We start from the raw sequence: 23,296 nt of genomic DNA on the forward strand, positions 1-23,296 counted from the left end.
CAGCCGCCCGTGGGGGCACACGGCCGGGACCCACGCGGTCCCGGCCGCGGTCAGTTGGTCCCGATCCGGGCCAGCAGGTCGACGATCCGGTCCTGCACCTCGGCGCTGGTGGACCGCTCCGCGAGGAACAGCACCGTCTCGCCGGAGGCCAGCCGCGGCAGGTCTGCCTGGTCGACCGCGGCCGTGTAGACGACCAGCGGGGTGCGGTTGAGCTGCCCGTTCGCGCGCAGCCAGTCGACGATCCCGGCCTGGCGCCGGTGCACCTGCATCAGGTCCATCACGACCAGGTTCGGCCGGAACTGCCCGGCGAGCGTCACCGCGTCGGTGTCGCTCGCGGCCCGCGCCACCTGCATCCCGCGCCGCTCCAGCGTCGAGGTCAGCGCCAGCGCGATCTCCGCGTGCTCCTCGATCAGCAGCACGCGCGGCGGGTGCTGCTCGCTGTCGCGCGGGGCGAGAGCCTTCAGCAGGACGGCGGGATCGGCGCCGTACGCCGCCTCGCGGGTGGCCTGTCCGAGTCCCGCGGTCACCAGCACGGGCACCTCGGCGGCGACGGCCGCCTGCCGCAGCGACTGCAGCGCGGTGCGCGTGATCGGCCCGGTCAGCGGGTCGACGAACAGCGCGGCGGGGAAGGCGGCGATCTGCGCGGCGACCTCCTCGCGGGAGTGCACGATGACCGGCCGGTACCCGCGGTCGCTCAGCGCCTGCTGCGTGTTGACGTCCGGGGCGGGCCACACCAGCAGCCGGCGCGGGTTGTCCAGCGGCTCCGGCGGCAGCTCGTCGTCCATCGGCTGCGGCCGCGGGGTGTCCGCGATCTCCACGGCCCCGCCCGGGCCGTCCAGCGGCTCGGGCCCCTCGGCCGCGTTCTCGTCCGGTGCTCCTATGGCGTACGACCGTCCGGCGCCCTCGGTGGCGGGCGCGAGCCGGGACTGCCCGGCCAGGGACGGCTGCGCGGGCGGGGACGGCTGCCCGGCCTGCGAGGGCTGTCCGCCCACGGAGGGCGGGGCGGGCGGCTGTTCGGACTGCGGATGCGGCCGGGCGGTCTGCTCCGGCCGGACGTTCTGCCCCTGGCGGGCCGTCTGCTCCGGGCGGGCGGCGGCCGGGTCGGGCGGGGTGCCCAGCTTGCGCCGACGTCCGGAACCGGAACCGCCGGTCCCGTGCGGAGGCGTGGCCGCGCCGGTCTGGGGGACCTGCACCTGCGCCGCCTGGCGGCTGAACGGGACGCCCTGACCGAGCGTCCGCACACTGAACGCCCGCCCCTGCGTCGAGTTGGGGTCGACCGGCGCGGCGGCCTCGGCGGGCAGCGGCTGCGACGCCCGCGCGGCGGCACCCCCGGCGACCGGCTGCCCGGCCGGCTGAGCGGTGGGCTGTCCGGGGACCTGCTCGGGCGGGAGCGGGGGCGCCTGCGCGGGCGTACCGGCAGCCGGGGCGGGCGCGACCGGCTGCGGAGCGCCCTGAGCGGGCGGCACGGGGGCGCCGGGCGCGCTCTGCGGGGCGGGCGCGGGCGGGCCGGGCGCGTGGGGCGGTACGGGCACGGCGGCACCGTCCGGCGGGACGGGGGTGCCCGTGCCGGAGGTGCCGTCGGCGCCGGGCCACGGCTGCGGGGCCGGGATGCCCGTGGCCGGATTCGGCTGTGCGGCGGGGACGCCCGGAGCCGGGACGCCCGGAGCGGGCGCGGCCTGCGGCGCGGCGGGGTGCGCCGCAGGAACGCCCTGTGCCGGGACGCCCGGGGCGGGCACCGGCCGCGGTGGGACCGCCTGGCCGGGGACCGCCTCCGGGGGAAGGCCGCCGCCGGGGACCGCCTGGGCCGGGGCGGGAACGGCGCCCTGCTGGGGGAGCGGCTGGGCGGCACCGCCCTGGGCGGGCGGCGCGACCGGCCCGGCCACGTTCTGCGCGGGGGGCTGCTGCACGGGCACCGGCTGCTGCTGCGCCGGTGCCTGCGGGACGACACCCGGCTGGACGACACCGGACTGGGCAGCGACCGGCTGGGCAACGACCGGCAGGCCGGGGCCGGCCTGGGCCAGGACCGGCTGTCCGGGAATCACCGGTGCCACGACCGGCTGTCCGGGCGCGACCGGCGGGACGGCGGGAACGGCGGTTTGCGGAACCGCTTGCGGGACGGCCTGCGGGGCCGGTCCCACCTGGTCCGGGGCGCCCTGCGCCGGCACACCCGGCTGCACGGGCTGACCCGGCACCTGCGGCCCCGGGGCCACGAGGCCGCCCTGCGGCGCGGGACCGCCCTGAGGCGGAACCACCCCGCCCTGCCCCGGCACCGCGGCACCCTGGGCCTGAGGCTGGGCCGCGGCGGCCGCCGGTGCCTGCGGCGGGACGCCCTGCACTGGCGTCGCCTGGCCGGGCGCGGACTGCGCGGCGGCCGCGCCCTGCGCGGGAATCCCCTGGGCGGGCGTCGTGCCCTGATCCGTGGAGTCGGCGGGCTGGGCCATTGCCCGCCGACGGCGTCCCGTCGGCGCGCTCGTGGGATGCGGCTGCGGCGGGGTGTGGTCGTCGGCCTGGTCGTGGGGCACGGCGTCGTGCCGGCCGCCGTCGGTGCCGGCGCCGGGCGCGATGCCCTGCGGCGGCACCTGGACCGGGGCCTGTCCCTGTCCTTGTCCCTGCGGGGCGCCGGACGGCCGGTCCGCCTCGGCAGGCGGCAGGGCGAAGACCGCACGGGGAGCCGCCTCCTGCGCGGCGGCACGCTCGGTCGCCGCGGCGAGGGCACGCCGACGGCGCCCGGTCGGCTGCGGTGCCTGCGCCCCGTCCGTCCGCTGCTCCGCCACCGCGGGCAGCGCGGGCGGCAGCGCCTGCGGTTCACCGGCGTCGCGCCGGGCCCGCCGCCCGCCGGGCGCGGGCACGCCCTGCGGCGGCACCGTGCCGCCCAGACCGTTGCCGGACGCCGCGGTCCCGGCGGCGTGTTCGGCCGCCGTGACGACGGCGCCCTCGCTCACGTCGTCCGTCCCGCCCTCGGCACCCCCGGCGCCCTCGGCGGGCCGTCCGCGGCGCCGTCCGGTACCGCCGGAGGCGTCGGCACCCTGGTCGGCCGCCAGGTCGGCCGTCTGCGCGGACTGCTCGGCGGCACGCCTGCGGCGCCGTCCGGTCGGAGCGGTCGGAGCGGTCGGAGCGGTCGGGGCGGTCGGAGAGGCCGGCGGGGTCGAGGCGCCGGACGCCTCGCCGGCGGCCTCGTGCCCGCTCTCCAGGAACGCGTCCGTGGAGGACCGCCGGGCCCGCCGCCGCCCACCGCTCGGAGCGGGCTCGGGAAGGGCGACCTCCGCCGAGACACCCGCTCCACCCGCAACCGCGTCCGGAACCATGTCCGTCTGCGCGTCCGTGAAGGGAACGGGGGCGCCGGCCGTGACGGCCCCCGCGCCGGCGCCGAGCGGCACCTCGAGGACGTAGGCGTTGCCGCTCATCCCCGGCACCTCGTGCGTCTGCAGCACACCGCCGTGCGCCCGGACGATCCCGCGGACGATCGGCTCGTGCACCGGGTCTCCCCCGGCGTACGGTCCGCGCACCTCGATCCGTACGACCTCGCCGCGCTGCGCTGCCGCCACCACGACGGTGTTGTCCATGTAACCGCCCGCCGACACGGGGGCGTTGCCGGTCGCGTCGACGCCCGCCACGTCGGCGACGAGGTGGGCGAGCGCGGTCGCGAGCCGCTGCGGGTCGACCTCGGCCTCGATGGGCGGCGCGTGCACGGCGAACTGCACCCGGCCCGGGCCCACCAGCTCGACGGCCCCGTCGACGCCGGCGGCGACGACCGCGTCGAGCATCACCTTCGTACGGGTGATCTCCTCGCTGCCGGCGTCGATGCGCTGGTAGCCGAGGACGTTGTCGATGAGGGTGGTGATGCGCGAGTAGCCGGCCGAGAGGTGGTGCAGCACCTGGTTGGCCTCGGGCCACAGCTGCCCGGCGTCGTCGGCGGCGAGCGCGGCCAGTTCGCGGCGCAGTTCGTCGAGGGGGCCGCGCAGGGAGCGGGCCAGCAGGGTGAGCAGCTGCTCGTGCCGGGCGGCCAGCGCCTCGAAGCGGTCCTTCTCCCGCTCGCCGAGGGCGGCGTACCGCTCCTCGTTCGCGGCGAGTTCCTCCGCGTGGCCTTCGGTGAGTTCCTCGACCTCGGCGACGTGCCGCTGGCGCAGGGCGGTCAGCTCCGAGGCGTGCTCCTCGGCGAGACGCTCCAGCTCCTCCTCGTGCCGCTTGTCGGCGGCGGCCTTCTCCTCGGTGAGCGTGTCCAGCGGACGCCGGTCGGCGAAGGTCATGACGGCGCCGACGAGCTGGTCGCCGTCGCGGACGGGGGCGGTCGTCAGGTCGACCGGGACCTTGTCGCCGCTCTTGGACCACAGCACCTGCCCGCGCACCCGGTGCTTGCGCCCGGAGCGCAGGGTGTCGGCGAGCGGGGACTCCTCGTACGGGAAGGGCGAGCCGTCGGGGCGCGAGTGGAGGACGAGGTCGTGCAGCTCGCGGCCGCCGAGTTCGCCGGCCCGGTAGCCCAGGATCTGGGCGGCGGCCGGGTTGACCAGGACGACCCGCCCGTCGGTGTCGGTGCCGACGACGCCCTCGGACGCGGCCCGCAGGATCATCTCGGTCTGCCGCTGCGAACGCGCCAGCTCGGCCTCGGTGTCGACGGTGCCGGACAGGTCGCGCACGACCAGCATCAGCAGTTCGTCGCCGCTGTAGCCGTGACCGTCGTAGGCCTGCTGCCCGTTCTCCAGATTCGCGCTCGTGACCTCGACGGGGAAGTCGGTCCCGTCGGTGCGCCGGGCGGTCATCCGGGTCGGCTTGGTGCGCCCGCGCGGGTCGATGTGGTCGGGGCGCCGCATGGAGCCGGGGATCAGCTTGGAGTCGAACTCCGGCAGCAGGTCGAGCAGGCCCCGCCCGACGAGCGCGGTCCCCGGGGTCTCGAAGGCCTCCAGGGCGATGGTGTTGGCGTTGACGACCGTCCCGTTTGCGTTGACCAGCAGCAGCGCGTCGGGCAGCGCGTCGAGTATGGCTGCGAGGCGAGCAGCGCCTCGGGATGGCCTGCTGCTCACGAGACGCTTCCTCCCTGTTACCGCACCTAGCCGACCGCGGGGGCCATCTTGCCAACCGGCCCGCGACGTGTCACGCGAGGGAGTCTATGCGCTGAGGTTGCGCCCGCGACGCCGGATGAGAGGGAGGTCGCACGACAAAGTGAGGCCGAACCGGTGACCCTGCGCTTCCACTTCGCACGACCTTCGCCGGACCTTTACGGACGCCCTCGCGCACCCGCCGTCCGATCGGTGTCACCGCCGCGCGGGCCCCGTGCCGTGCCCGGCGGGTGGCGTGCCGTGCTCGCCGGGTGCCGTGCCCGCGAGCCGGGAACCGGCGCGGGGCAGCAGCGGCACGAGCCGGTCCCAGCGGTCGATCCGACAGCCGTCGCCGCGGTCGAACGACGCGTCGACGGGGCGCCCGGCCCAGGTCCCGGTGACATGGGCGGTGGCCGGCCCGCCGTACCGCAGGGTGCAGACGGCGTCGTCCGGGACGGGGGCGAAGACGTCACGCCCCCAGCGCGTGCTCCGGTCGAGCGCCCCGCACGCGCCCCGCGCATCGGGATGGCTGCCGCCGAAGGGATGGCAGTACAGCTCGTACGTCCCGTCCCACCCGCCGCCCGCGTGCCGCACGGTCACCGTGAGGTGGTCGCCGGCCCGGTCCTCGTCGCGGACGGGCGGGGGCGCGGCGGCCGACGCGAGGGCGGTCGGCCCGGCGGCGGCGAGCGACGTGAGCGCGACGAGGGAGGCGGAGGCCCCGAGGAGCAGCCGCCGCAGGGGCCGAGGGGCCCCGGGGCCGTCGGCGCGCCGGAGGAGCCGGGACCGCCGGGGGCGTCGAGGGCGTCGGGAAAGGTGATCGGGGGAGCTGACCTGCACCATGCCCGGACTAACGCGCCACCCCCCGGTACGTTGCGCCGCGCCCGACGCTCCGGGAAGGGCTTTGCCCTGCGGCCCGCCTGCCTAGTACCGTGGGGGGCGATTGGTGACACCGCGCTCGGCTGTGTCATCATCTGCACGCACCACTCGCGCGCTCGCGGGAGCGGTTGTGCTGGAGGCGTCGCCTAGTCCGGTCTATGGCGCCGCACTGCTAATGCGGTTTGGGCCTTAAAGCCCATCGAGGGTTCAAATCCCTCCGCCTCCGCGCTGGATCACCGAAGCCCCGGTCCACCCGACCGGGGCTTCGCTGCTTTCCGCCCGGCCCCGCCTCCCATCCTTCGGCGAGACACCCTCCGAACCACGTTTTCACAGGTCACAAGCGGTGCGGGGAACGGATTTCACATGGCGGCGGCAGTCATGTAATGTTCTTCCTGTCGCCGCGAGCGGGCCGAAAGGGCCAGGAGCGAAGACAACAACAGAACAGGCACTCGTAGCTTAACGGATAGAGCATCTGACTACGGATCAGAAGGTTGCAGGTTCGAATCCTGCCGAGTGCACACAGATCAGAGGCCCCGGAGAGATCCGGGGCCTCTGGCGTTTCCCGGGCGTACAGCGGCGAAGTACGGCAACCGCGTCAGCCGCTACCGCCCGTCGTGCGGCGGGATGACCCGGAGGCCGCCACGTCGAGCCAGGCCCCCCTCATGGGGCCGCGACCGGCGGTGGAAGGCCGGGTGGCGCAGCCGGGTTCCCTGTTATGCGATGCGGATCTCTCCGAGGGGCCTGAAGCCCGCCCAGCAGTCCGTCGGTGCCGTGTCCGGGCGGAGGGTGCGTCGTGGGGCCGGCCGGAGCTGAGAGCGCGGCGCGACCCGTAGAGGGTGCCCTGGTCGGGCGGCACCGGCGCGGGGTCACCGATGTCAGGCGGCATCGGTTCGGAGGAGGTCGACCGCCCTCAGGCGCACCTTCCGCGCACATGCTTCACGGCTCGAGTTCCGCCGGACCGGGCAAGGTCTCTCCGCCCACCGGCGCGTCTGCTTGCCTCTCCCGCCGCCGTGATCACACAGTGCAGGTCGATCGGCGAAACCGACACGAGGTCACCTGAAACTGTGCAAAAGATGACGGACTGCGTCGTCGCGGTCGCCAATGTCGGTCATCCGTGAAGGCGGGCAAGTGAAGAACGTGATGAAGCGACGCGCCCTTCTGTCGGCGTTCGTCGTGGCAGTGGCGACGGTGTTCCCGGCGTTCCCGGCAGTCGCGGCCGCACCCGGTCGTGCGGCTGCCAGCACACTGATCGTCGATGACGACCTGGCATGTCCGGGTGCCACTTATTCGACCATCCAGTCCGCCGTCGACGCGGCAGCCGCCGGGGACACCATTCAGGTCTGCGCCGGCACCTACAACGAGATCGTCGACGTCAACAAGCCGAATCTCACGCTGGTGGGCCAGACCAAGCTCCCGGCGGACTGTGATGTGTTCGCAGAGCCCAAGCCGGCGGTCGACTCGATCATCGAGGCCACGAATCTCGCCGGCGAGGGGATCGTGAACCTTCGCGAGGACAACATCCGGTTCCAGGGCTTCACGGTGCAGAACAACCAGGGCTCCGCCCTCGGCGGCTACGGCGTCAACACGTCCGTCAACCACTCCGGATACTTGGTCACGAACAACGTGATCCAGGGCAATCCGGCGGGGATGTACTTCAACGCGAGCGGCACGACGCCGTCCCAGGTCACGCAGAACTGCATTCGCCTGAACAACACGGGCTTCGGGGTCCAGGCCCCGGCCGGCAACGGCATCTACTCCGACCAGGGCTTGGACAACGCGCGGATCGACCACAACGCGTTCTTCCAGAACAAGAACGGCGCGATCACCCTCGACAAGTACCAGAACACCCTGCGGGCCACCGTCGACCACAACGTCTCGCACCAGGACAACGGGCTGCTCAACATCTTCCACTCGACGGGCAGCGTGGTGACCGACAACCAGGCCGTCGACAACACCGGATCCGCGATCTACCTCGGAGGCGCCGACTCCCGGCTTCAGGTTCTGCGCAATGACATCCAGGGGAGCTACCACGGGGTGCGCGCGGAAAACGTCGTCGGCGGTCCGTCAGAGGCGAACGATCAGATCCAGATCAGCAACAACAACATCCGCAACACCACGCTCGGCGACGGTATCTCGGCGGGTCCGAGCTCGCTGACGCGTTCCACCATCTCGGACAACAGCGTGAACAACAGCGGGCACGACGGCGTCCTCATCGAGGACACCGGCAGCAACGCCGACAACGTGGTCACCCGCAACGTGCTGCTGAACAGCAAGGTGTTCGACTGCGAAGACCTCACCAAGGGGGACGGCACGGCCGGGACGGCGGACACCTGGACGGACAACCGGGCCAACACGAGCAACCCCACCGGTCTGTGCCCCAAGCCGGTCCTGACGATCAAGAAGACCCACGCGGGCAACTTCACCCAGGGCCGGCAGGGCACCTACACCATCACGGTCGGCAACGACGCATCCGGCGGCCCCACCAACGGCAGCACGGTCACCTTGCACGACACCCTCCCGGCAGGACTCACCGCCACCGGCATCAGCGGCACCGGCTGGGACTGCACCCTCAGCACGCTCACCTGCACGCGCAGCGGCTCCCTGGCCCCCGGGGCCAGCTACCCGCCCATCACGCTGACGGTCGACGTCTCCTGCAACGCCCCCGCCCAGGGCACCGACACGGCGACCGTCACCGGTGGCGGCGACACCGGCACCCACACCGCCGTGGACCCCACCACCATCGACCCCAATCCCGAGTGCCGACCGTCCTTGACGATCGAGAAGACCCACAAGAAGGACTTCAAAGAGGGGCAGCGGGGCACCTACACCATCACGGTCGGCAACGCCGGCCCCGGTCCCACGGACGGCAGCACGGTCACCGTTCATGACGTCCTCCCGCGAGGACTGACCGCTGCGAGCATCTCGGGCGCCGGATGGACCTGCGACCTGGCCACGCTGACCTGCACGCGCAGTGACGTCCTGGCCGCTGGGGCCAGTTACCCGCCGATCACGCTCACGGCCGACGTGCCATGTGAGTGCAAGATCAAGAAGGGGATCGACACAGTGACGGTCACCGGGGGCGGTGACAGTGCCACGCACACGGCCACGGACCCCACCGTCATCAAGCGCGACAAGCACTGCAAGTCCCACAAGCCCCACAAGCCCCACAAGCCGGGCCATCACTGACGGTGGCAGTCGTAGGCACGGGCCGCTCGCTGTAACCCTCTCTCCTCGAGGTTCGACTCTGCCGAGCGCCCACGGATCAGAGGCCCCGCCGGTCCGGCGGGGCCTCTGACGTCAGCGCTTGTCAGTGGGTGCCTCTACCGTGGGAGCGATGGCACGGGCGTGGGAGTGTGCGGGGCTGCGGTGGGCGGCGGGCGGTCCCGTGCTGGCGTGGCACGGCGGGCGCACGAGTGCGCTGTCGTGGGGGAAGCGGGTGGCCTTCGAGGCCGTGGAAGGGGGAGTGCGGACCTGCGTGGGGGCGCGGGGGCACGCGTGTCCGGCGCGGGCGGCCGTACCGGGGAGGAGTACCGGCGCGCGGTGCGAGGAGTGCGCGCGGCTGGACCGGGCGCACTCCGTGGCCGCCGACACGATCGCGGACGACCCGCGCCCGTACCACGTGTATTTGGCCTGGTTCGGGCCCGGCCTGGTCAAGGTCGGGATCACCGCGCTGGAGCGGGGACCGGCGCGGCTGTTGGAGCAGGGCGCGGTCTGCTTCACCTGGCTCGGCGCCGGGCCGTTGATGGCCGCGCGCCGCACCGAGGAGCTGCTGCGCGCCGCGCTCGGCGTCCCGGACCGCATTCCGTACGCCGAGAAGCGTGCCGTACGGTCCGCGCTGCCCGCGACGGCGGCGGAGCGCGCGGCCGAAGTGGCGGACCTGCACGGCCGGGCCGTGGCGCTCGGCGGCTGGCCGGAGTCGCTGGAGTGGGAGCCGTTCCGGCCCGTCGATCACGCCGCCGCCTTCGGCCTGCCGGGACTGCCCGCCGCCGTCGGCGAGGTGCGCGAGCTCGTCGCCGGGGGCGTGGTGAGCGGTGAGCTGGTCGCCGCCGCAGGACCGGATCTGCACCTGGCGACGGAGGCGGGGACCGTGGTGCTGGACACCCGGCTGATGACCGGGTGGGCGCTCGGGCCGGCTTCCGGCGGAGGACTCACCGTGCCGGTAAGGGAGTTCAGGGAGCCGCCCGGCGTGCAGGACGGGTTGTTCTGAGGCGGCACCGGGGGCGCGGCGTGTGCCGAGGACGGCCTCCCGTGCCCGGGAGGCTGGACGTCGTGCGGCGCCTGGCCTCATCGTGGGCGGCATGAGTGATCAACGCATGGCACGGGCCGGGCACGCCGCCGAGGTGCGGGCGTTCTGGGAGCGGCTCGGGCTGCCGGGACTCGTCGACGTGCACACGCACTTCATGCCCGAGCGGGTGCTGCGCAAGGTCTGGGACTACTTCGACGGGCTCGGCCCCCTCACCGGTGGTGTCGAGTGGCCCATCGCCTACCGCGAGGAGGAGCACCAACGCCTGGCCCGGCTGCGCGAGTTCGGCGTCCGCGCCTTCACCGCGATGCTCTACCCGCACAAGCCGGGCATGGCCCGGTGGCTGAACGGCTGGGCGGTCGACTTCGCCCGCCGCACACCCGACTGCCTGCACACCTCGACCCTCTTCCCGGAGCCGGGCGTCGAGAGGTACGTCCGGGAGGCCGTCGAGGCGGGCGCCCGGGTGTTCAAGGCACACGTCCAGGTGGGGGCGTACGACCCCGCCGACGAACTCCTCGACACCGCATGGGGATTGCTCGCCGACGCCGGTGTCCCCGTCGTCGTCCACTGCGGTTCGGGGCCCGCCCCCGGCAAGCACACCGGGCCGGAGCCGATCGGGCGGGTGCTCGCCCGGCACCCCCGGCTGCGACTGGTGGTCGCGCACTGCGGGATGCCGGAGTACGAGGACTTCCTCGACCTCGCCGAGCGCTACGGCGAGGTGCGGCTGGACACCACGATGGCGTTCACCGACTTCAGCGAGAAGCTAGCCCCCTTCCCCCGGCGCGCCCTGACCCGGCTGGCCGGCCTCGGCGACCGGGTCCTGCTCGGCTCGGACTTCCCCAACATCCCCTATCCGTACGTCCATCAGCTGCACGCCCTGGAGCGTCTCGGCCTCGGCGACGCCTGGCTGCGGGCGGTGTGCCACGACAACGGGGCGCGGCTCTTCGGGCTGCCCCGAGCCCGCCGGGCACCGGGACGGTAACCCAGGCAGCCCGGCCGGCCCGGCCGGCCCGGCCCAGCCCAGGCAGCCGGGGCAGCCCCGTCGGGCAGGCGGTTCCCAGGAGTTCCCCGAGCGGCGCCTGTGCGCTTCTCAGGGAAATCACAGACACGTGAAAGCGTGCTCTCAGAGGCCCCCGACAGGGTGTCCACCATGACCACGATCTCGCCCCGGGGGCGCACCGAACTGCTGAGGCCGGACGGGAGCCCCGTCCGGGTGCTCGTGGTGGACGACGAGCTGTCGATCACCGAACTGCTGTCGATGGCCCTGCGCTACGAGGGCTGGCAGATCCGCAGCGCGGGCGACGGGCAGGGCGCCGTCCAGGCCGCGCGCGACTTCCGGCCCGACGCCGTCGTCCTCGACATGATGCTGCCCGACATGGACGGTCTCGCCGTCCTCGGGCGGCTGCGCCGCGAGCTGCCCGACGTGCCCGTCCTCTTCCTCACGGCCAAGGACGCGGTGGAGGACCGCATCGCCGGGCTCACCGCCGGCGGGGACGACTACGTCACCAAGCCGTTCAGCCTGGAGGAGGTCGTCGCCCGGCTGCGCGGGCTCATCCGGCGGTCGGGCGCGGCCGACCGCCGCTCCGACTCCGTGCTGGTCGTCGGCGACCTCACCCTCGACGAGGACAGCCACGAGGTGGCGCGGGCCGGGGAGCACATCCACCTGACGGCGACGGAGTTCGAGCTGCTGCGCTTCCTGATGCGCAACCCGCGGCGGGTGCTGAGCAAGGCGCAGATCCTGGACCGGGTGTGGTCGTACGACTTCGGCGGCCAGGCCAACGTGGTCGAGCTGTACATCTCGTATCTGCGGCGGAAGATCGACGCGGGCCGGGAGCCGATGATCCACACCCGGCGCGGCGCCGGATACCTGATCAAGCCCGCCGTCACGTGAGTGGCCTGCGACGGCCGCGTCCGCGGAAGCGGCGAGCGGGACGGCCGCGCACCCTGCGGACCCGGCTCGTCGTCTCCGCGGTGACCCTGATCGCCGTGGTGTGCGCCGTGATCGGCACGGTGACGACCCTGGCGCTCCGGTCCCACCTGTACGACCAGTTGGACGGCAAGGTGCACGAGACCGGTATGCGCGCGGTGGGCGGCCACATGCTGCACCGCTCGGCCGCCCCGGGCTCCGCCCTGCTGCGGAACCCGGCCGGCGGTCCGGACGACATCGCCGTGTCGCCGGGCGACAGGGTGAAGGACCTGCTCATCCTGGGTCCGACACAGCCCCGGACCGTCGCCGCCCTCGTGCACGACGGCACCATCGTCAGCGCGGCCGTCGCCCGGCAGAAGAACGACGACAACGGCTCCTTCAAGAAGATGGACGCCGCCACCCTCAGCGCGGCGCAGAAGGCGGCCCTGGCCTCGGTGCCCAGGGACGGCGACGCGCACTCCGTGGACCTTCCCGGCCTGGAGGAGTACCGCGTCGAGTACCTCACCGGCCCGGACGGCGGCGACGCGTACTACGTCGCCCTGCCGACGGCGGACGTCACCGCCACCCTCACCACCCTCGTCCTGGTAGAGATCAGCGTCACCGCCGCCGGGCTGATCGCCGCCTCGCTCGCCGGGGCCGCCATCGTCGGGGTCGCGCTCCGCCCGCTGCGCCGGATCGCCGCCACCGCCACCCGTGTCTCCGAACTGCCGCTGCACACCGGCGAGGTGAACCTCAGCGAGCGCGTGCCCGAGCCCCAGACCGACCCGCACACCGAGGTCGGCCAGGTCGGCGCGGCCCTCAACCGGATGCTCGACCACATCCACGGCGCCCTGCACGCCCGCCAGCGGAGCGAGACGCGGGTACGGCAGTTCGTCGCGGACGCCAGTCACGAGCTGCGGACCCCGCTCGCCTCCATCCGCGGGTACGCCGAGCTGACCCGGCGCGGACGCGAGCGGGTCGGCCCCGACACCCGGCACGCGCTGGGCCGGATCGAGTCCGAGGCCGGGCGCATGACGCTGCTCGTCGAGGACCTGCTGCTGCTCGCCCGCCTGGACGCGGGCCGGCCGCTCCAGTTCGAGCAGACCGACCTGGTCCCGCTCGTCGTGGACACCGTCAGTGACGCCCGCGCGGCCGGCCGGGACCACGACTGGCGGCTCGACCTGCCCGACGAGCCGGCCCTGGTCTCGGCGGACGCGGCCCGGCTGCAACAGGTCCTCGTCAACCTGCTGGCGAACGCGCGCACCCACACACCGCCGGGCACCACCGTCACCGCCCGGGTGCGCCGGCAAGGGACGTGGCTGTGCGCCGACGTAGAGGACGACGGGCCGGGCATCCCGGCCGAGCTGCTGCCGCACGTCTTCGAACGGTTCGCGCGCGGCGACTCGGCGCGCTCCCGCGCCACCGGCTCGACCGGTCTGGGCCTGGCCATCGTGCGGGCGGTGGCGGCCGCGCACGGCGGGGCCGTGACCGTCGACAGCCTTCCCGGGCGGACCGTGTTCACCGTGCGGCTGCCCGCGCTCACGGTCGCCCCGCACCCGGTGGCCGTCCGGCGAGCGCACTCACAGGCACGGCACAGCGTCACCACACGGGTGGGACAGGGCACTTGAGAAGAGTCGGTCCCATGCGAACCGACTCTTCTCCCGGCACCCTGCCGGCGCGGAAGCACCTCCCGGCCACAGACGCCGGTACGCCTGTCCTGGACGTAGTGATCCCCGTCTACAACGAGGAGAAGGACCTCCTGCCCTGTGTGCGCGGACTGCACGAACACCTCACGCACACCTTCCCCTACGCGTTCCGCATCACGGTCGCGGACAACGCGTCCACGGACACCACCCCACGGGTGGCGGCGCGGCTGGCGGCGGAGATCGCCGAGGTCAGGTCCGTCCGGCTGGAGCAGAAGGGCCGCGGCCGGGCGCTGCGGACCGTCTGGGCGGCCTCGGACGCGCCGGTCCTCGCGTACATGGACGTCGACCTGTCCACCGACCTCAACGCGCTGCTGCCGCTGGTGGCGCCGCTGATCTCCGGCCACTCCGACCTGGCGATCGGCTCCCGGCTGGCGCGCAGTTCGCGCGTGGTGCGGGGCGCCAAGCGGGAGTTCATCTCCCGCTCGTACAACCTGATCCTGCGCGGCTCGCTGCAGGCCCGCTTCTCCGACGCGCAGTGCGGCTTCAAGGCCATCCGGCGTGACGTGGCGCAGGCGCTGCTGCCGCTGGTGGAGGACACCGGCTGGTTCTTCGACACCGAGATGCTGGTGCTCGCCGAGCGGGCCGGGCTGCGCATCCACGAGGTGCCCGTCGACTGGGTCGACGACCCCGACTCGACGGTGCACCTCGTGCGGACGGCCACGGACGACCTCAAGGGGGTGTGGCGGGTGGGCAGGGCCCTGGCCACCGGCTCGCTGCCGCTGGACCGGCTCACCCGCCCCTTCGGCGACGACCCGCGCGACCGCGACCTGACCGACGTGCCCGGGGGACTGGCCCGCCAGCTCGTCGGCTTCTGCGTCGTCGGCGGGCTGTCCACCCTGTTCTACCTGCTCCTCTACAGCGTCTTCCGGCAGTTCGCCGGCTCGCAGACCGCCAACGCGCTCGCCCTGCTCGTCTCGGCGGTCGCCAACACCGCCGCCAACCGGCGGCTGACCTTCGGGGTGCGCGGCCGCGGCGGCGCCGTCCGCCATCAGGCGCAGGGACTCGTCGTCTTCGGCATCGGTCTCGCGCTGACCAGCGGCTCGTTGGCCGCCCTGAACGCGGCGAGCAGCAGTCCGGCGCACTCCACCGAGCTCTCGGTCCTGGTGGCGGCCAACCTCGCGGCGACGGTGCTGCGGTTCCTGCTCTTCCGCGCCTGGGTGTTCCCCGAGCAGCGCGATCAGGGCGCCCGGACGGCCGCCTCGCACCCCCGGCGCCCGGTGGCCCACCCCGACCACGTCCCCGATCACGACACCGTTTTCGGCACCGACCTCGACCTCCACCGCCTCCGCGCCGGTGACGTCGCGGACCGCGCCTGGCGCGACGCGACCACGCCACCGCAGCCGGTGCGTCCGTACGACACGACCCGAGGGACCCGCGATGACCACTGACCACGACCGTCCGAGCGGGCAGGGCGGCACGGGCCCGTCCTCCTGGGGGCCGCCCACGGCCGCTCCCCCGAATCCCCCGCCGACCGACCCGGCCACCGTGTCGACGGTCTCCTCCGCGACGGACTCCCCCTCACCGCACGCTCCGTCGTCGGGCTCCGGCTCGGCTGCCTCCCCCTCGGCCCGGGAGCCGCGGCAGCCCTTCGGGCGCCGGCTGTGGCGCGGCCGTCCCGAGGACCCGCGCTGGGCGCGCCCAGCGTTTCTCGCGCTGCTGCTCGCGACCGCCCTGCTCTACCTCTGGAACCTGAGCGCCTCCGGCTACGCCAACTCCTTCTACTCGGCGGCCGTCCAGGCGGGCAGTACGTCGTGGAAGGCGATGTTCTTCGGCTCGCTGGACGCGGGCAACGCCATCACCGTCGACAAGCCCCCGGCCGCGCTCTGGCCGATGGCGCTGTCCGTCCGGCTCTTCGGCCTCGACTCGTGGGCGATCCTCGTCCCCGAGGTCCTCATGGGCGTCCTCGCGGTCGTCGTGGTGTACGCGGCGGTGCGCCGCCGGTTCCGCCCCGCGGCGGGGCTGATCGCGGGCGCGGTGCTGGCGCTCACCCCCGTCGCGGCGCTGATGTTCCGGTTCAACAACCCGGACGCGCTGCTGGCGCTGCTGATGGCGCTCACCGTGTTCTTCGTGATCCGGGGCCTGGAGGACGGCCGTACCAGGTGGCTGGTGTGGGCGGGTGTCGCGGTCGGCTTCGCCTTCCTGACCAAGACCCTGCAGGCCTTCCTGATCCTGCCCCCGCTGGCCCTCGTGTACGGCGTCTGCGCGCCGGTGGGGCTGAGGAAGCGGCTGGCACAGCTGGGGCTGGCGACGGCCGCCCTGGTGGTCTCCGGCGGCTGGTGGGTCGCGGTCGTCGAGCTGTGGCCGGCCTCGTCGCGGCCGTACATCGGCGGTTCGCAGAACAACAGCTTCCTGGAGCTGACCTTCGGCTACAACGGCCTCGGCCGCATCAACGGCGACGAGACCGGCAGCGTCGGCGGCGGTGGTGGCGGCGGCCGGGGCAACGGCCTCGGGCGCTGGGGGGAGACCGGCTGGGACCGGATGTTCGGCTCCGAGATCGGCAGCCAGATCTCCTGGCTGCTCCCGGCCGCGCTGATCCTGCTGGTCGCGGGACTGGTCCTGACCCTCAGGACACGGCGGACCGACCTGGCCCGGGGTTCCTTCCTGGCCTGGGGCGGCTCGCTGCTGGTCACCGCCGTCGTCTTCAGCTACATGGCGGGGATCTTCCACCAGTACTACACGGTCGCCCTCGCCCCCTGTATCGCCGCCGTGGTCGGCATGGGTGCGACGACGCTGTGGGAGGAGCGCTCCCGGCCGTGGGCGTCGCTCACCCTCGCGGCCGCCGTCACGGCGACCGCGGCCTGGGGCTATGTCCTGCTCAACCGCACGCCCGGCTACCTGCCCTGGCTGAAGTGGCTGGTCCTGGTCGGCGGCCTGACCGCCGCGCTCGGCCTGATCTTCGCTGCCCGGCTGGGCCGGCGGCTCGCGCTCGCCGCGGTGGCCGCGGGCATCGTGACCTCGCTGGCCGGTCCGACCGCGTACACGCTGAGCACGGTGAACTCCGCGCACACCGGTTCCATCCCGACGGCCGGGCCCGCGGGCGCGAGCACGATGGGCTTCGGTGGGCGTGGGGGCGGCCCCGGTGGTTTCCCCGGTGGGGGGATGCCCGGCCGGAACCAGCAGAACGGCAACGGGAACGGCACCGCGCAGGGCCAGGGGCAGGGTCGGGGCCAGAACGGCAACGGCTTCCCGGGCGGCGGCCCCGGAGGTTTCCCCGGCGGAGGTGTGCCGGGCCGGAACCAGGGCCAGGGCCAGGGCCAGAACGGCAACGGCTTCCCCGGGGGCGGGCCGCTGGGCGAGGGGGGCCGTACGGGCGGCGGCGCCGGCGGCCTGCTGAACGGGGCGCGGGTCGGCTCCGCGGCCAGGAAGCTGCTGGAGCAGGACGCCTCCCGCTACACCTGGGCCGCCGCCTCCATCGGTTCGCAGAACGCGGCCAGTTACCAGCTCGCCACCGGCGACCCGGTGATGGCGATCGGCGGCTTCAACGGCACCGACCCGTCTCCGACGCTCGCGCAGTTCCAGAAGTACGTGGCCGCGGGAAGGATCCACTACTTCATCGCGGGCGGCGCCATGGGCGGTGGCATGGGCGGCGACGGCGACGGGACCTCCGCGCGGATCACCTCCTGGGTCGAGAAGAACTTCGAGAAGGTCACGGCCGGTTCGGCCACCTTCTACGACCTCACCCAGCGCACGACCGGCGGCGGCTGACGATCCACGACGGCTGACGATCCGCGCGGGAGGCCGGCGGGAGACACGCGGAAGCCGCGCGGGAGACGGGCGGTGGCCCGGGGCACGTACGCCTCGGGTCCCCGCCCTTTCCGCCGTACGGGACCGGCGCGCACCACGCCCGGCCGGTGGCGGTGTTGTTGCCGCGCGGGGCGGAGCGGGCAGACTCGGAGAGGGTGGCGGCCCAGGTGGGTGCCCCGCGGAGCGGCGGTGAGAGGCTGAGGAAGGTGCGCCATGGCGAAGGCAGCCCCGAGGGCCAAGGGCGCGCCCCGGACCAGCGTCTGGCTGGAGGGCAAGACACGCGGCGGCGGGCGCGGGGGCGGGCAGCCCTCCGGACTGGACCGGGAGCGGATCACCGCGACCACGGTCCGCCTGCTGGACGCCGAGGGGCTGACGGGGTTCTCCATGCGCCGCCTCGCCGCCGAGTTGGACGTCACGGCGATGTCCCTGTACTGGTACGTGGACACCAAGGACGACCTGCTCGAACTCGCTCTGGACGCCGCCTTCGGCGAACTGCGGCTGCCCGACGCGGAGGCCGGCGAGGACTGGCGCGACCAACTGCGCGGGCTCGCCGTCGAGTACCGGTCGCTGCTGGTGCGCCACCCGTGGCTGTCACCGCTCGCCGGGACCTTTCTCAACATCGGCCCCCACGCGCTCGCCTTCTCCGGCACGGTCCAGCGCGTCATCCGCCGTACCGGGCTGCCCGAGCACACGCTGACCGGGGCGATCTCGGCCGTCTTCCGGTTCGTGTACGGGTACGGGACGATCGAGGGCCACTTCGTCGCCCGCTGCGCCGACGCCGGGATGGCCCCCGACGACTACTTCCGTTACGCCATGAGCGCCGCGACGCGGGTCCCGGACGCCGCCGAGGTCCTGGCGGAGTCCGCGAGCCTGATGGCGGCCCGGGGCGGCGACACGGTCCAGGAGATGCTGGACCGCGACTTCACCTTCGCCCTGGACCTGCTGGTGGCGGGCATCGAGACGATGGTCCGCCGGGCGACGGCGGATCGGGCGCCCCGGCCCCCCTCGTCCGGCTAGCCGCCGGCGTCCCGTCCGCCCGGCCGCCTTGTCCGCCCGGCCCCGCGACGCCGGCAGGATCCGCGACCCTGGCTGGATCCGCGCCCCGGCAGGATCCGAGAGGGGGGCTCCAGCCTTCCTCCTCGCCGGGAAGCCGCCGGTGGCCACCGGGCCCAGCGCTCCGGCGAGGCTCTAGCCTTCCTCCTCGACCAGCCGCGCCGGGAAGCCGCCGGTGGCCACCGGCCCCCAGCGCTCCGGTGTGACCCGGATGATCGACTTGCCCTGCTTGACCATGGCCTGGCGGTACTCGTCCCAGTCGGGGTGCTCCCCGGCGATGTTCCGGTAGTACTCCACCAGCGGTTCCACGGAGTCCGGCGTGTCGATCACCTCGGCGGTCCCGTCGATCTGCACCCAGGGCCCGTTCCAGTCGTCGCTGAGCACGACGATGCTCACCCGCGCGTCCCGCCGGGCGTTGCGCGTCTTGGCGCGCTCCGGGTACGTGGAGATCACGATCCGCCCCGAGCCGTCCACCCCGCAGGTCAGCGGCGAGGCCTGCGGGCCGCCGTCGGCCCGCCGGGTCAGCAGCAGGGCGTGGTGCCGGGGGCGTACGAAGTCCAGCAGTTCGTCGAGGGAGACACGGGTGTTGGTCGCGATGTTCGGTGCCATGCCCGCAGCCTAGGGGCGGGAGGGCGGGTGGAGGGGCCGACGAGGGTGACCCTGCCGTGCCTACCACCCGCCCGGCCCGGTCCCACGGCGCGGCGCGGTGTCTCCGCCGGGCAGGCGCGCGGGCAGGCGCGCCTCAGACGGCCGGCAGCGACTCGCCCTGCACGGCCTGGATGTCGAGCTCCACCCTCAGCGTCGTGCCGATGGCCGCGATGCCCGCCTGGAGGACCTGGTTGTAGTTCATGGCGAAGTCCTCGCGGTGCAGTTCGGCCGTCGCGCGGAAGGCGGCCCGGGTGCCGCCCCAGGGGTCGGCGCCGGTGCCGAGGTAGGCCAGGTCCAGGTCGACCGGGCGGACGACGCCGTGCATGCCCAGCTCGCCGTGGACGGTCCAGCGGTCCGAGCCGGCCGCCGTGACGCCGGTCGAACGGTAGGTGATCTCCGGGTGCTTCTCGACGTCCAGGAAGTCGGCGGACTTCAGGTGCCCGTCGCGCATCCCGTTGCCGGTGTCGATGGAGGCCGCGCGGATGACCGCCTCCACGCGGGACTTGGTGACGTCGTCCGGGGCGATCTCGAGGGTGGCCGCGAAGTCCGTGAACCGGCCGCGCACGCTGGAGATGCCCAGGTGCTGGGCGACCGCGGCCACCGAGGAGTGCGCCGGGTCGACGGTCCACGGTCCGGGCGGCGGCAGCTCGGTGCCGCCCTGCCGGGCCAGCGTGACCGTGCCGATCTCGGCCCGGCCACTGGCGGTGACGAGCGCGCTCGCGGCGGCGGGCGCGTACCCGACCGCTGTGACGATGACCGTGTACGCCCCCGGCGCCAGAGCGGTCGCGTCCCGGACGGCGCCCTCCTGGTCGGCCTCGGCGCGCAGCACCTGCGTGCCCGTCATGTCGGTCACCGTGACGACCGCGTGCGACACGGCCCATCCGTCCCGGGTGCGGATCCTCGCGGTCAGTCCCATCCCGTTTTCTCCCTGGAAACCCATACAAAATGGTCGTAAGCAGTTCGGCCCGCGGCGGGTACGCCTCCGTTCGGAGCGCGCCCGCCGCGGGCCGGGGCCGTGCTACTCGCCGGGGTGGGCGAGCTCGATGTCGTGGTCGTCGACGCCGCGGCCGGAGACCGTCAGCGCCGTCGCCACCGGCGGGTAGCCCGTCGCGATGACGGTGTACTCGCCGCTGTTCAGGTCGGTGAAGGCGTACGCCCCGTCCGCGCCGGTGGTGGCCGTGCCGACCACGTTGCCCGCCGCGTCGACCAGCGTCACGCGGGCGTCGGCGAGGGGACCGTGCGGAGCCCGCACGACACCCTGCACCTCGGCGCCGGCGTCGAGGTCGACCTCGACCCGGGTGACCCCGGTGCCGCCGACCTCGACGGGCAAGGCCCGCGGCCGGTACCCGGCGGCGTTCACCGCCACCGTCACCGCGCCCGGCACCAGCTCGGCGAAGGAGAACTCGCCCTGCTCACCGGTGGTCCCGGTGGCCAGCAGGTCCCCGCGCACATCGGTGACGATCACCATCGCGTCCTTGACCGGCAGCCCGCCCTCCGCGGCCCGCACCACACCGCTCAGCCCGCTGGTGCCGCTGAGCAGGACGTCGTACGCCACCGGCTCGCCGTTCACGACGATCGTGGAGGCCTGCGGCTGGTAGCCGTCGGCGGAGGCGATCAGCACGTACGAACCCGTACCCGGCGCGTCCACCGCGTAGGCACCGTCGGCCTGGGCCACGGAGCGGCCCAGCTGACGGCCCGTCAGCGAGATCAGCGTGACGGCGGCCCGCGGCACCGGCGCGCTCTCGGCGCCGCGGACGAAGCCGCGCACCGGGATCCCGCCCCCGCCCCCGGCACCGGTCTCCGCGGGAGCGGCGGTGGCGACGGCGGCGAGCCGCTGGGTGCCCTCCGGGCCGGCCTCCGCTGTGGCGGCCGACGCCGGGCTCGGCGCGTTCTGCCCGGCCGGGACCTGGGCGGGGGCCTGGGCCTCCGCGACGGCCGGGGTGGCGGCGGGGTCGACGGGGAGGGACTCGCCGTCGGCGGCCTGCGCCAGGCCGCCCTTGGTCCGCAGCGGGACCTCCTTGATGAACAGGGTGATCAGGAAGGCGACCGCGGCCAGCCCGGAGGCGATCAGGAAGACGTCGGCGATGCCGTGGCCGTAGGCGCTCTCCATGACCGTGCGCAGCGGCTTCGGCAGCGCGTCCATGTGCGGGATGCTGTCGCCGGAGCCCGAACCGGCCAGGGCACGGGCGTACTTGGGGTTCAGGTCCGCCAGGCCGTCCTTGACGTAGTCGGTGATCCGGTGGGCCATCACCGCGCCGAGCGCGGAGACGCCGACCGCACCGCCGAGGGAACGGAAGAAGGTGACCGTGGAGCTGGCCGAGCCGAGGTCGCCGGGCGCGACCTGGTTCTGCGTGCACAGCACCAGGTTCTGCATCATCATGCCGATGCCGAGACCCAGCAGGCCCATGAAGACGGCGGTCTTCCAGTAGTCGGTGTCGTACCGGATGGTGCCGAGCAGGCCCAGGCCGGCCGTCACCAGCACGCCACCGCTGACCAGCCATGCCTTCCAGCGGCCGGTGCGGGTGATGAACTGACCGGAGACGGTGGAGGAGACGAACAGACCGCCGATCATCGGGATGGTCATGACGCCCGACATCGTCGGCGACTTGTCGCGGGCCAGCTGGAAGTACTGGCTGAAGAAGACGGTGCCGGTGAACATCGCGACGCCGACGAAGAGCGAGGCGAGCGACGCGAGGGTGATGGTGCGGTTGCGGAACAGCCGCAGCGGGATGATCGGCTCGCTCGCCTTCGCCTCGACGAGGACGAACAGCAGACCGAGGACGACGGAACCGGCGACCATCGTGTACGTCTGCCACGACAGCCAGTCGTACTTGTCACCGGCGAAGGTGACCCAGATCAGCAGCAGCGAGACGGCGGCCGAGATCAGGAACGCGCCGCCCCAGTCGACCTTCACGTCCCGCTTCACCACGGGCAGGTGCAGGGTCTTCTGCAGCACGATCAGCGCGATGACCGCGAACGGCACACCGACGTAGAAGCACCAGCGCCAGCCGAGCCACGAGGTGTCGGTGATGACACCGCCGAGCAGCGGGCCGCCGACGGTGGCGACGGCGAAGGTGGCGCCGAGATAGCCGGAGTACCGGCCGCGCTCGCGCGGGGAGATCATCGCCGCCATGACGATCTGCGCCAGCGCGGACAGACCGCCGACGCCGATGCCCTGCACCACGCGGCAGGCGATCAGCATGCCGGGGTTCTGCGACAGGCCGGCCGCCGCCGAGGCGACGACGTAGATGACGAGCGCTATCTGGACGAGAGCCTTCTTGCTGTACAGGTCGGCGAGCTTGCCCCACAGGGGAGTGGCCGCGGTCATCGACAGCAGGGCGGCGGTGACGACCCAGGTGTAGGCGGACTGACCGCCGCCGAGGTCGCCGATGATCTCCGGCAGGGCGTTGGAGACGATCGTGGACGACAGGATCGCCACGAACATGCCGAGCAGCAGCCCGGAGAGCGCCTCCATGATCTGCCGGTGTGTCATCGGAGCGTCGCCGGAGGAGCCTCCCCCGTGCTTGGCGTGAGCCCGCACACCGGCTGGTGTGGTCGTTGCCATGGGCTTCCTTCTCTTACGTGCTTGCGGGTGTACGGGTGGTCTCTTCGACTACGGGTGCGGGAGCCGGGCCGGGGCGGACCGGCAGTCGCCGAAGCTGGCGCGCAGGCGCGTCATCAGCCGGATGAGCTGGCCGACCTCGTCGTCGGTCCAGTCGCTCAGCCGGTCGGCGAGCAGATGGGTGGTCCGCAGTGACAGCTCGTCGAGCTGCGCCGCGCCCTCGGGCGTCAGGTGCAGGATGCGCGAGCGCTTGTCCGCGGGGTCGGGCGACCGCTCGATCCAGCCGCGTGCGGCGACGTGCGCGACATGCCGGCTGGTCACCGACATGTCCACGGAGAGCAGCTCGGCGAGCTTGCTCATGCGCATGTCGCCGTGCCGTCCGAGCAGCGTCAGCACGGCGGCCGAGCCCGCCGGGCAGTCGGGCGGCAGTATCCGTCCCATGTCCCGTTTCACGGCTCCGACGGCACTGAGCTGGCGCGCCAGCTCTTCGAACTGCGACCGCTCGGCCATCACACCTCCCGTATT

Annotated in this window: 14 protein-coding genes and 2 tRNA genes; 10 read left to right on the forward strand and 6 right to left on the reverse strand. The window is 73.7% G+C overall.

Translation table 11 applies throughout. The annotated features are described in order from the left end of the window. Positions 1-50 precede the first annotated feature (50 nt). Both ACIQ9G_RS20020 and ACIQ9G_RS20025 read right to left on the reverse strand, forming a co-directional pair. Positions 51-5,018 carry a PAS domain-containing protein gene (locus tag ACIQ9G_RS20020; RefSeq protein WP_403611051.1) on the reverse strand — a complete coding sequence of 1,656 codons (4,968 nt, stop codon included), beginning with the start codon at positions 5,016-5,018 and terminating at the stop codon, positions 51-53. 231 nt (positions 5,019-5,249) lie between these two features. Further along, positions 5,250-5,873 carry an SSI family serine proteinase inhibitor gene (locus ACIQ9G_RS20025; RefSeq protein WP_403611054.1) on the reverse strand — a complete coding sequence of 208 codons (624 nt, stop codon included), beginning with the start codon at positions 5,871-5,873 and terminating at the stop codon, positions 5,250-5,252. 171 nt (positions 5,874-6,044) lie between these two features. Here ACIQ9G_RS20025 and ACIQ9G_RS20030 point away from each other — a divergent pair. The 10 genes from ACIQ9G_RS20030 to ACIQ9G_RS20075 all read left to right on the forward strand — a co-directional run bounded on the left by ACIQ9G_RS20030 (position 6,045) and on the right by ACIQ9G_RS20075 (position 18,525). After that, positions 6,045-6,135: transfer RNA gene (locus ACIQ9G_RS20030), tRNA-Ser, on the forward strand. A gap of 219 nt (positions 6,136-6,354) precedes the next feature. Beyond that, positions 6,355-6,427 (forward strand) — tRNA-Arg (locus ACIQ9G_RS20035). 622 nt (positions 6,428-7,049) lie between these two features. Beyond that, on the forward strand, positions 7,050-9,095 hold the full coding sequence (locus tag ACIQ9G_RS20040) for a right-handed parallel beta-helix repeat-containing protein (protein ID WP_403611056.1): 2,046 nt from the start codon (positions 7,050-7,052) through the stop codon (positions 9,093-9,095). A 148-nt stretch (positions 9,096-9,243) separates the two neighbouring features. Next, positions 9,244-10,116 (forward strand): DUF2797 domain-containing protein, encoded by an 873-nt coding sequence (locus ACIQ9G_RS20045; RefSeq protein WP_403611059.1) that lies wholly within the window; start codon positions 9,244-9,246, stop codon positions 10,114-10,116. A gap of 91 nt (positions 10,117-10,207) precedes the next feature. Continuing rightward, positions 10,208-11,134, forward strand: a complete 927-nt coding sequence (locus tag ACIQ9G_RS20050) for an amidohydrolase family protein (protein WP_403611062.1) — start codon at positions 10,208-10,210, stop codon at positions 11,132-11,134. Positions 11,135-11,302: 168 nt separating this feature from the next. Next, positions 11,303-12,043: a response regulator transcription factor gene (locus tag ACIQ9G_RS20055; RefSeq protein ID WP_403611065.1), complete on the forward strand. Its 741-nt coding sequence runs from the start codon at positions 11,303-11,305 to the stop codon at positions 12,041-12,043. Next, complete coding sequence (locus tag ACIQ9G_RS20060; RefSeq protein WP_403611068.1) at positions 12,040-13,686, forward strand: sensor histidine kinase; 1,647 nt, start codon at positions 12,040-12,042, stop codon at positions 13,684-13,686. The genes ACIQ9G_RS20055 and ACIQ9G_RS20060 overlap by 4 nt, the downstream gene beginning before the upstream one ends. Before the next feature lie 14 nt (positions 13,687-13,700). Continuing rightward, a complete protein-coding gene (locus tag ACIQ9G_RS20065) occupies positions 13,701-15,152 on the forward strand; it encodes a glycosyltransferase (RefSeq protein ID WP_403611071.1) in 1,452 nt (483 codons plus the stop codon). Further along, positions 15,142-17,469 (forward strand): glycosyltransferase family 39 protein, encoded by a 2,328-nt coding sequence (locus tag ACIQ9G_RS20070; protein ID WP_403611073.1) that lies wholly within the window; start codon positions 15,142-15,144, stop codon positions 17,467-17,469. The genes ACIQ9G_RS20065 and ACIQ9G_RS20070 overlap by 11 nt, the downstream gene beginning before the upstream one ends. A 252-nt stretch (positions 17,470-17,721) precedes the next feature. Continuing rightward, the gene (locus tag ACIQ9G_RS20075; RefSeq protein WP_403611075.1) at positions 17,722-18,525 is read left to right on the forward strand and encodes a TetR/AcrR family transcriptional regulator; all 804 of its coding nucleotides are present in this window, start codon (positions 17,722-17,724) and stop codon (positions 18,523-18,525) included. Positions 18,526-18,696: 171 nt separating this feature from the next. On the opposite strand, the gene ACIQ9G_RS20080 is transcribed toward ACIQ9G_RS20075, so the two are convergent. The 4 genes from ACIQ9G_RS20080 to ACIQ9G_RS20095 form a co-directional block, all read right to left on the reverse strand. Beyond that, positions 18,697-19,170: a PPOX class F420-dependent oxidoreductase gene (locus ACIQ9G_RS20080; protein WP_403611078.1), complete on the reverse strand. Its 474-nt coding sequence runs from the start codon at positions 19,168-19,170 to the stop codon at positions 18,697-18,699. Positions 19,171-19,303: 133 nt separating this feature from the next. Continuing rightward, a complete protein-coding gene (locus tag ACIQ9G_RS20085) occupies positions 19,304-20,125 on the reverse strand; it encodes a YceI family protein (protein ID WP_403611081.1) in 822 nt (273 codons plus the stop codon). 102 nt (positions 20,126-20,227) lie between these two features. After that, complete coding sequence (locus ACIQ9G_RS20090) at positions 20,228-22,774, reverse strand: MFS transporter (RefSeq protein ID WP_403611084.1); 2,547 nt, start codon at positions 22,772-22,774, stop codon at positions 20,228-20,230. A gap of 48 nt (positions 22,775-22,822) precedes the next feature. Continuing rightward, a complete protein-coding gene (locus ACIQ9G_RS20095; RefSeq protein WP_403611086.1) occupies positions 22,823-23,281 on the reverse strand; it encodes a MarR family winged helix-turn-helix transcriptional regulator in 459 nt (152 codons plus the stop codon). Between the last annotated feature and the right edge of the window lie 15 nt (positions 23,282-23,296).

The sequence above is a fragment of the Streptomyces sp. NPDC096152 genome (assembly GCF_044763235.1).
In the GTDB taxonomy this organism is placed as follows: Bacteria; Actinomycetota; Actinomycetes; order Streptomycetales; family Streptomycetaceae; genus Streptomyces.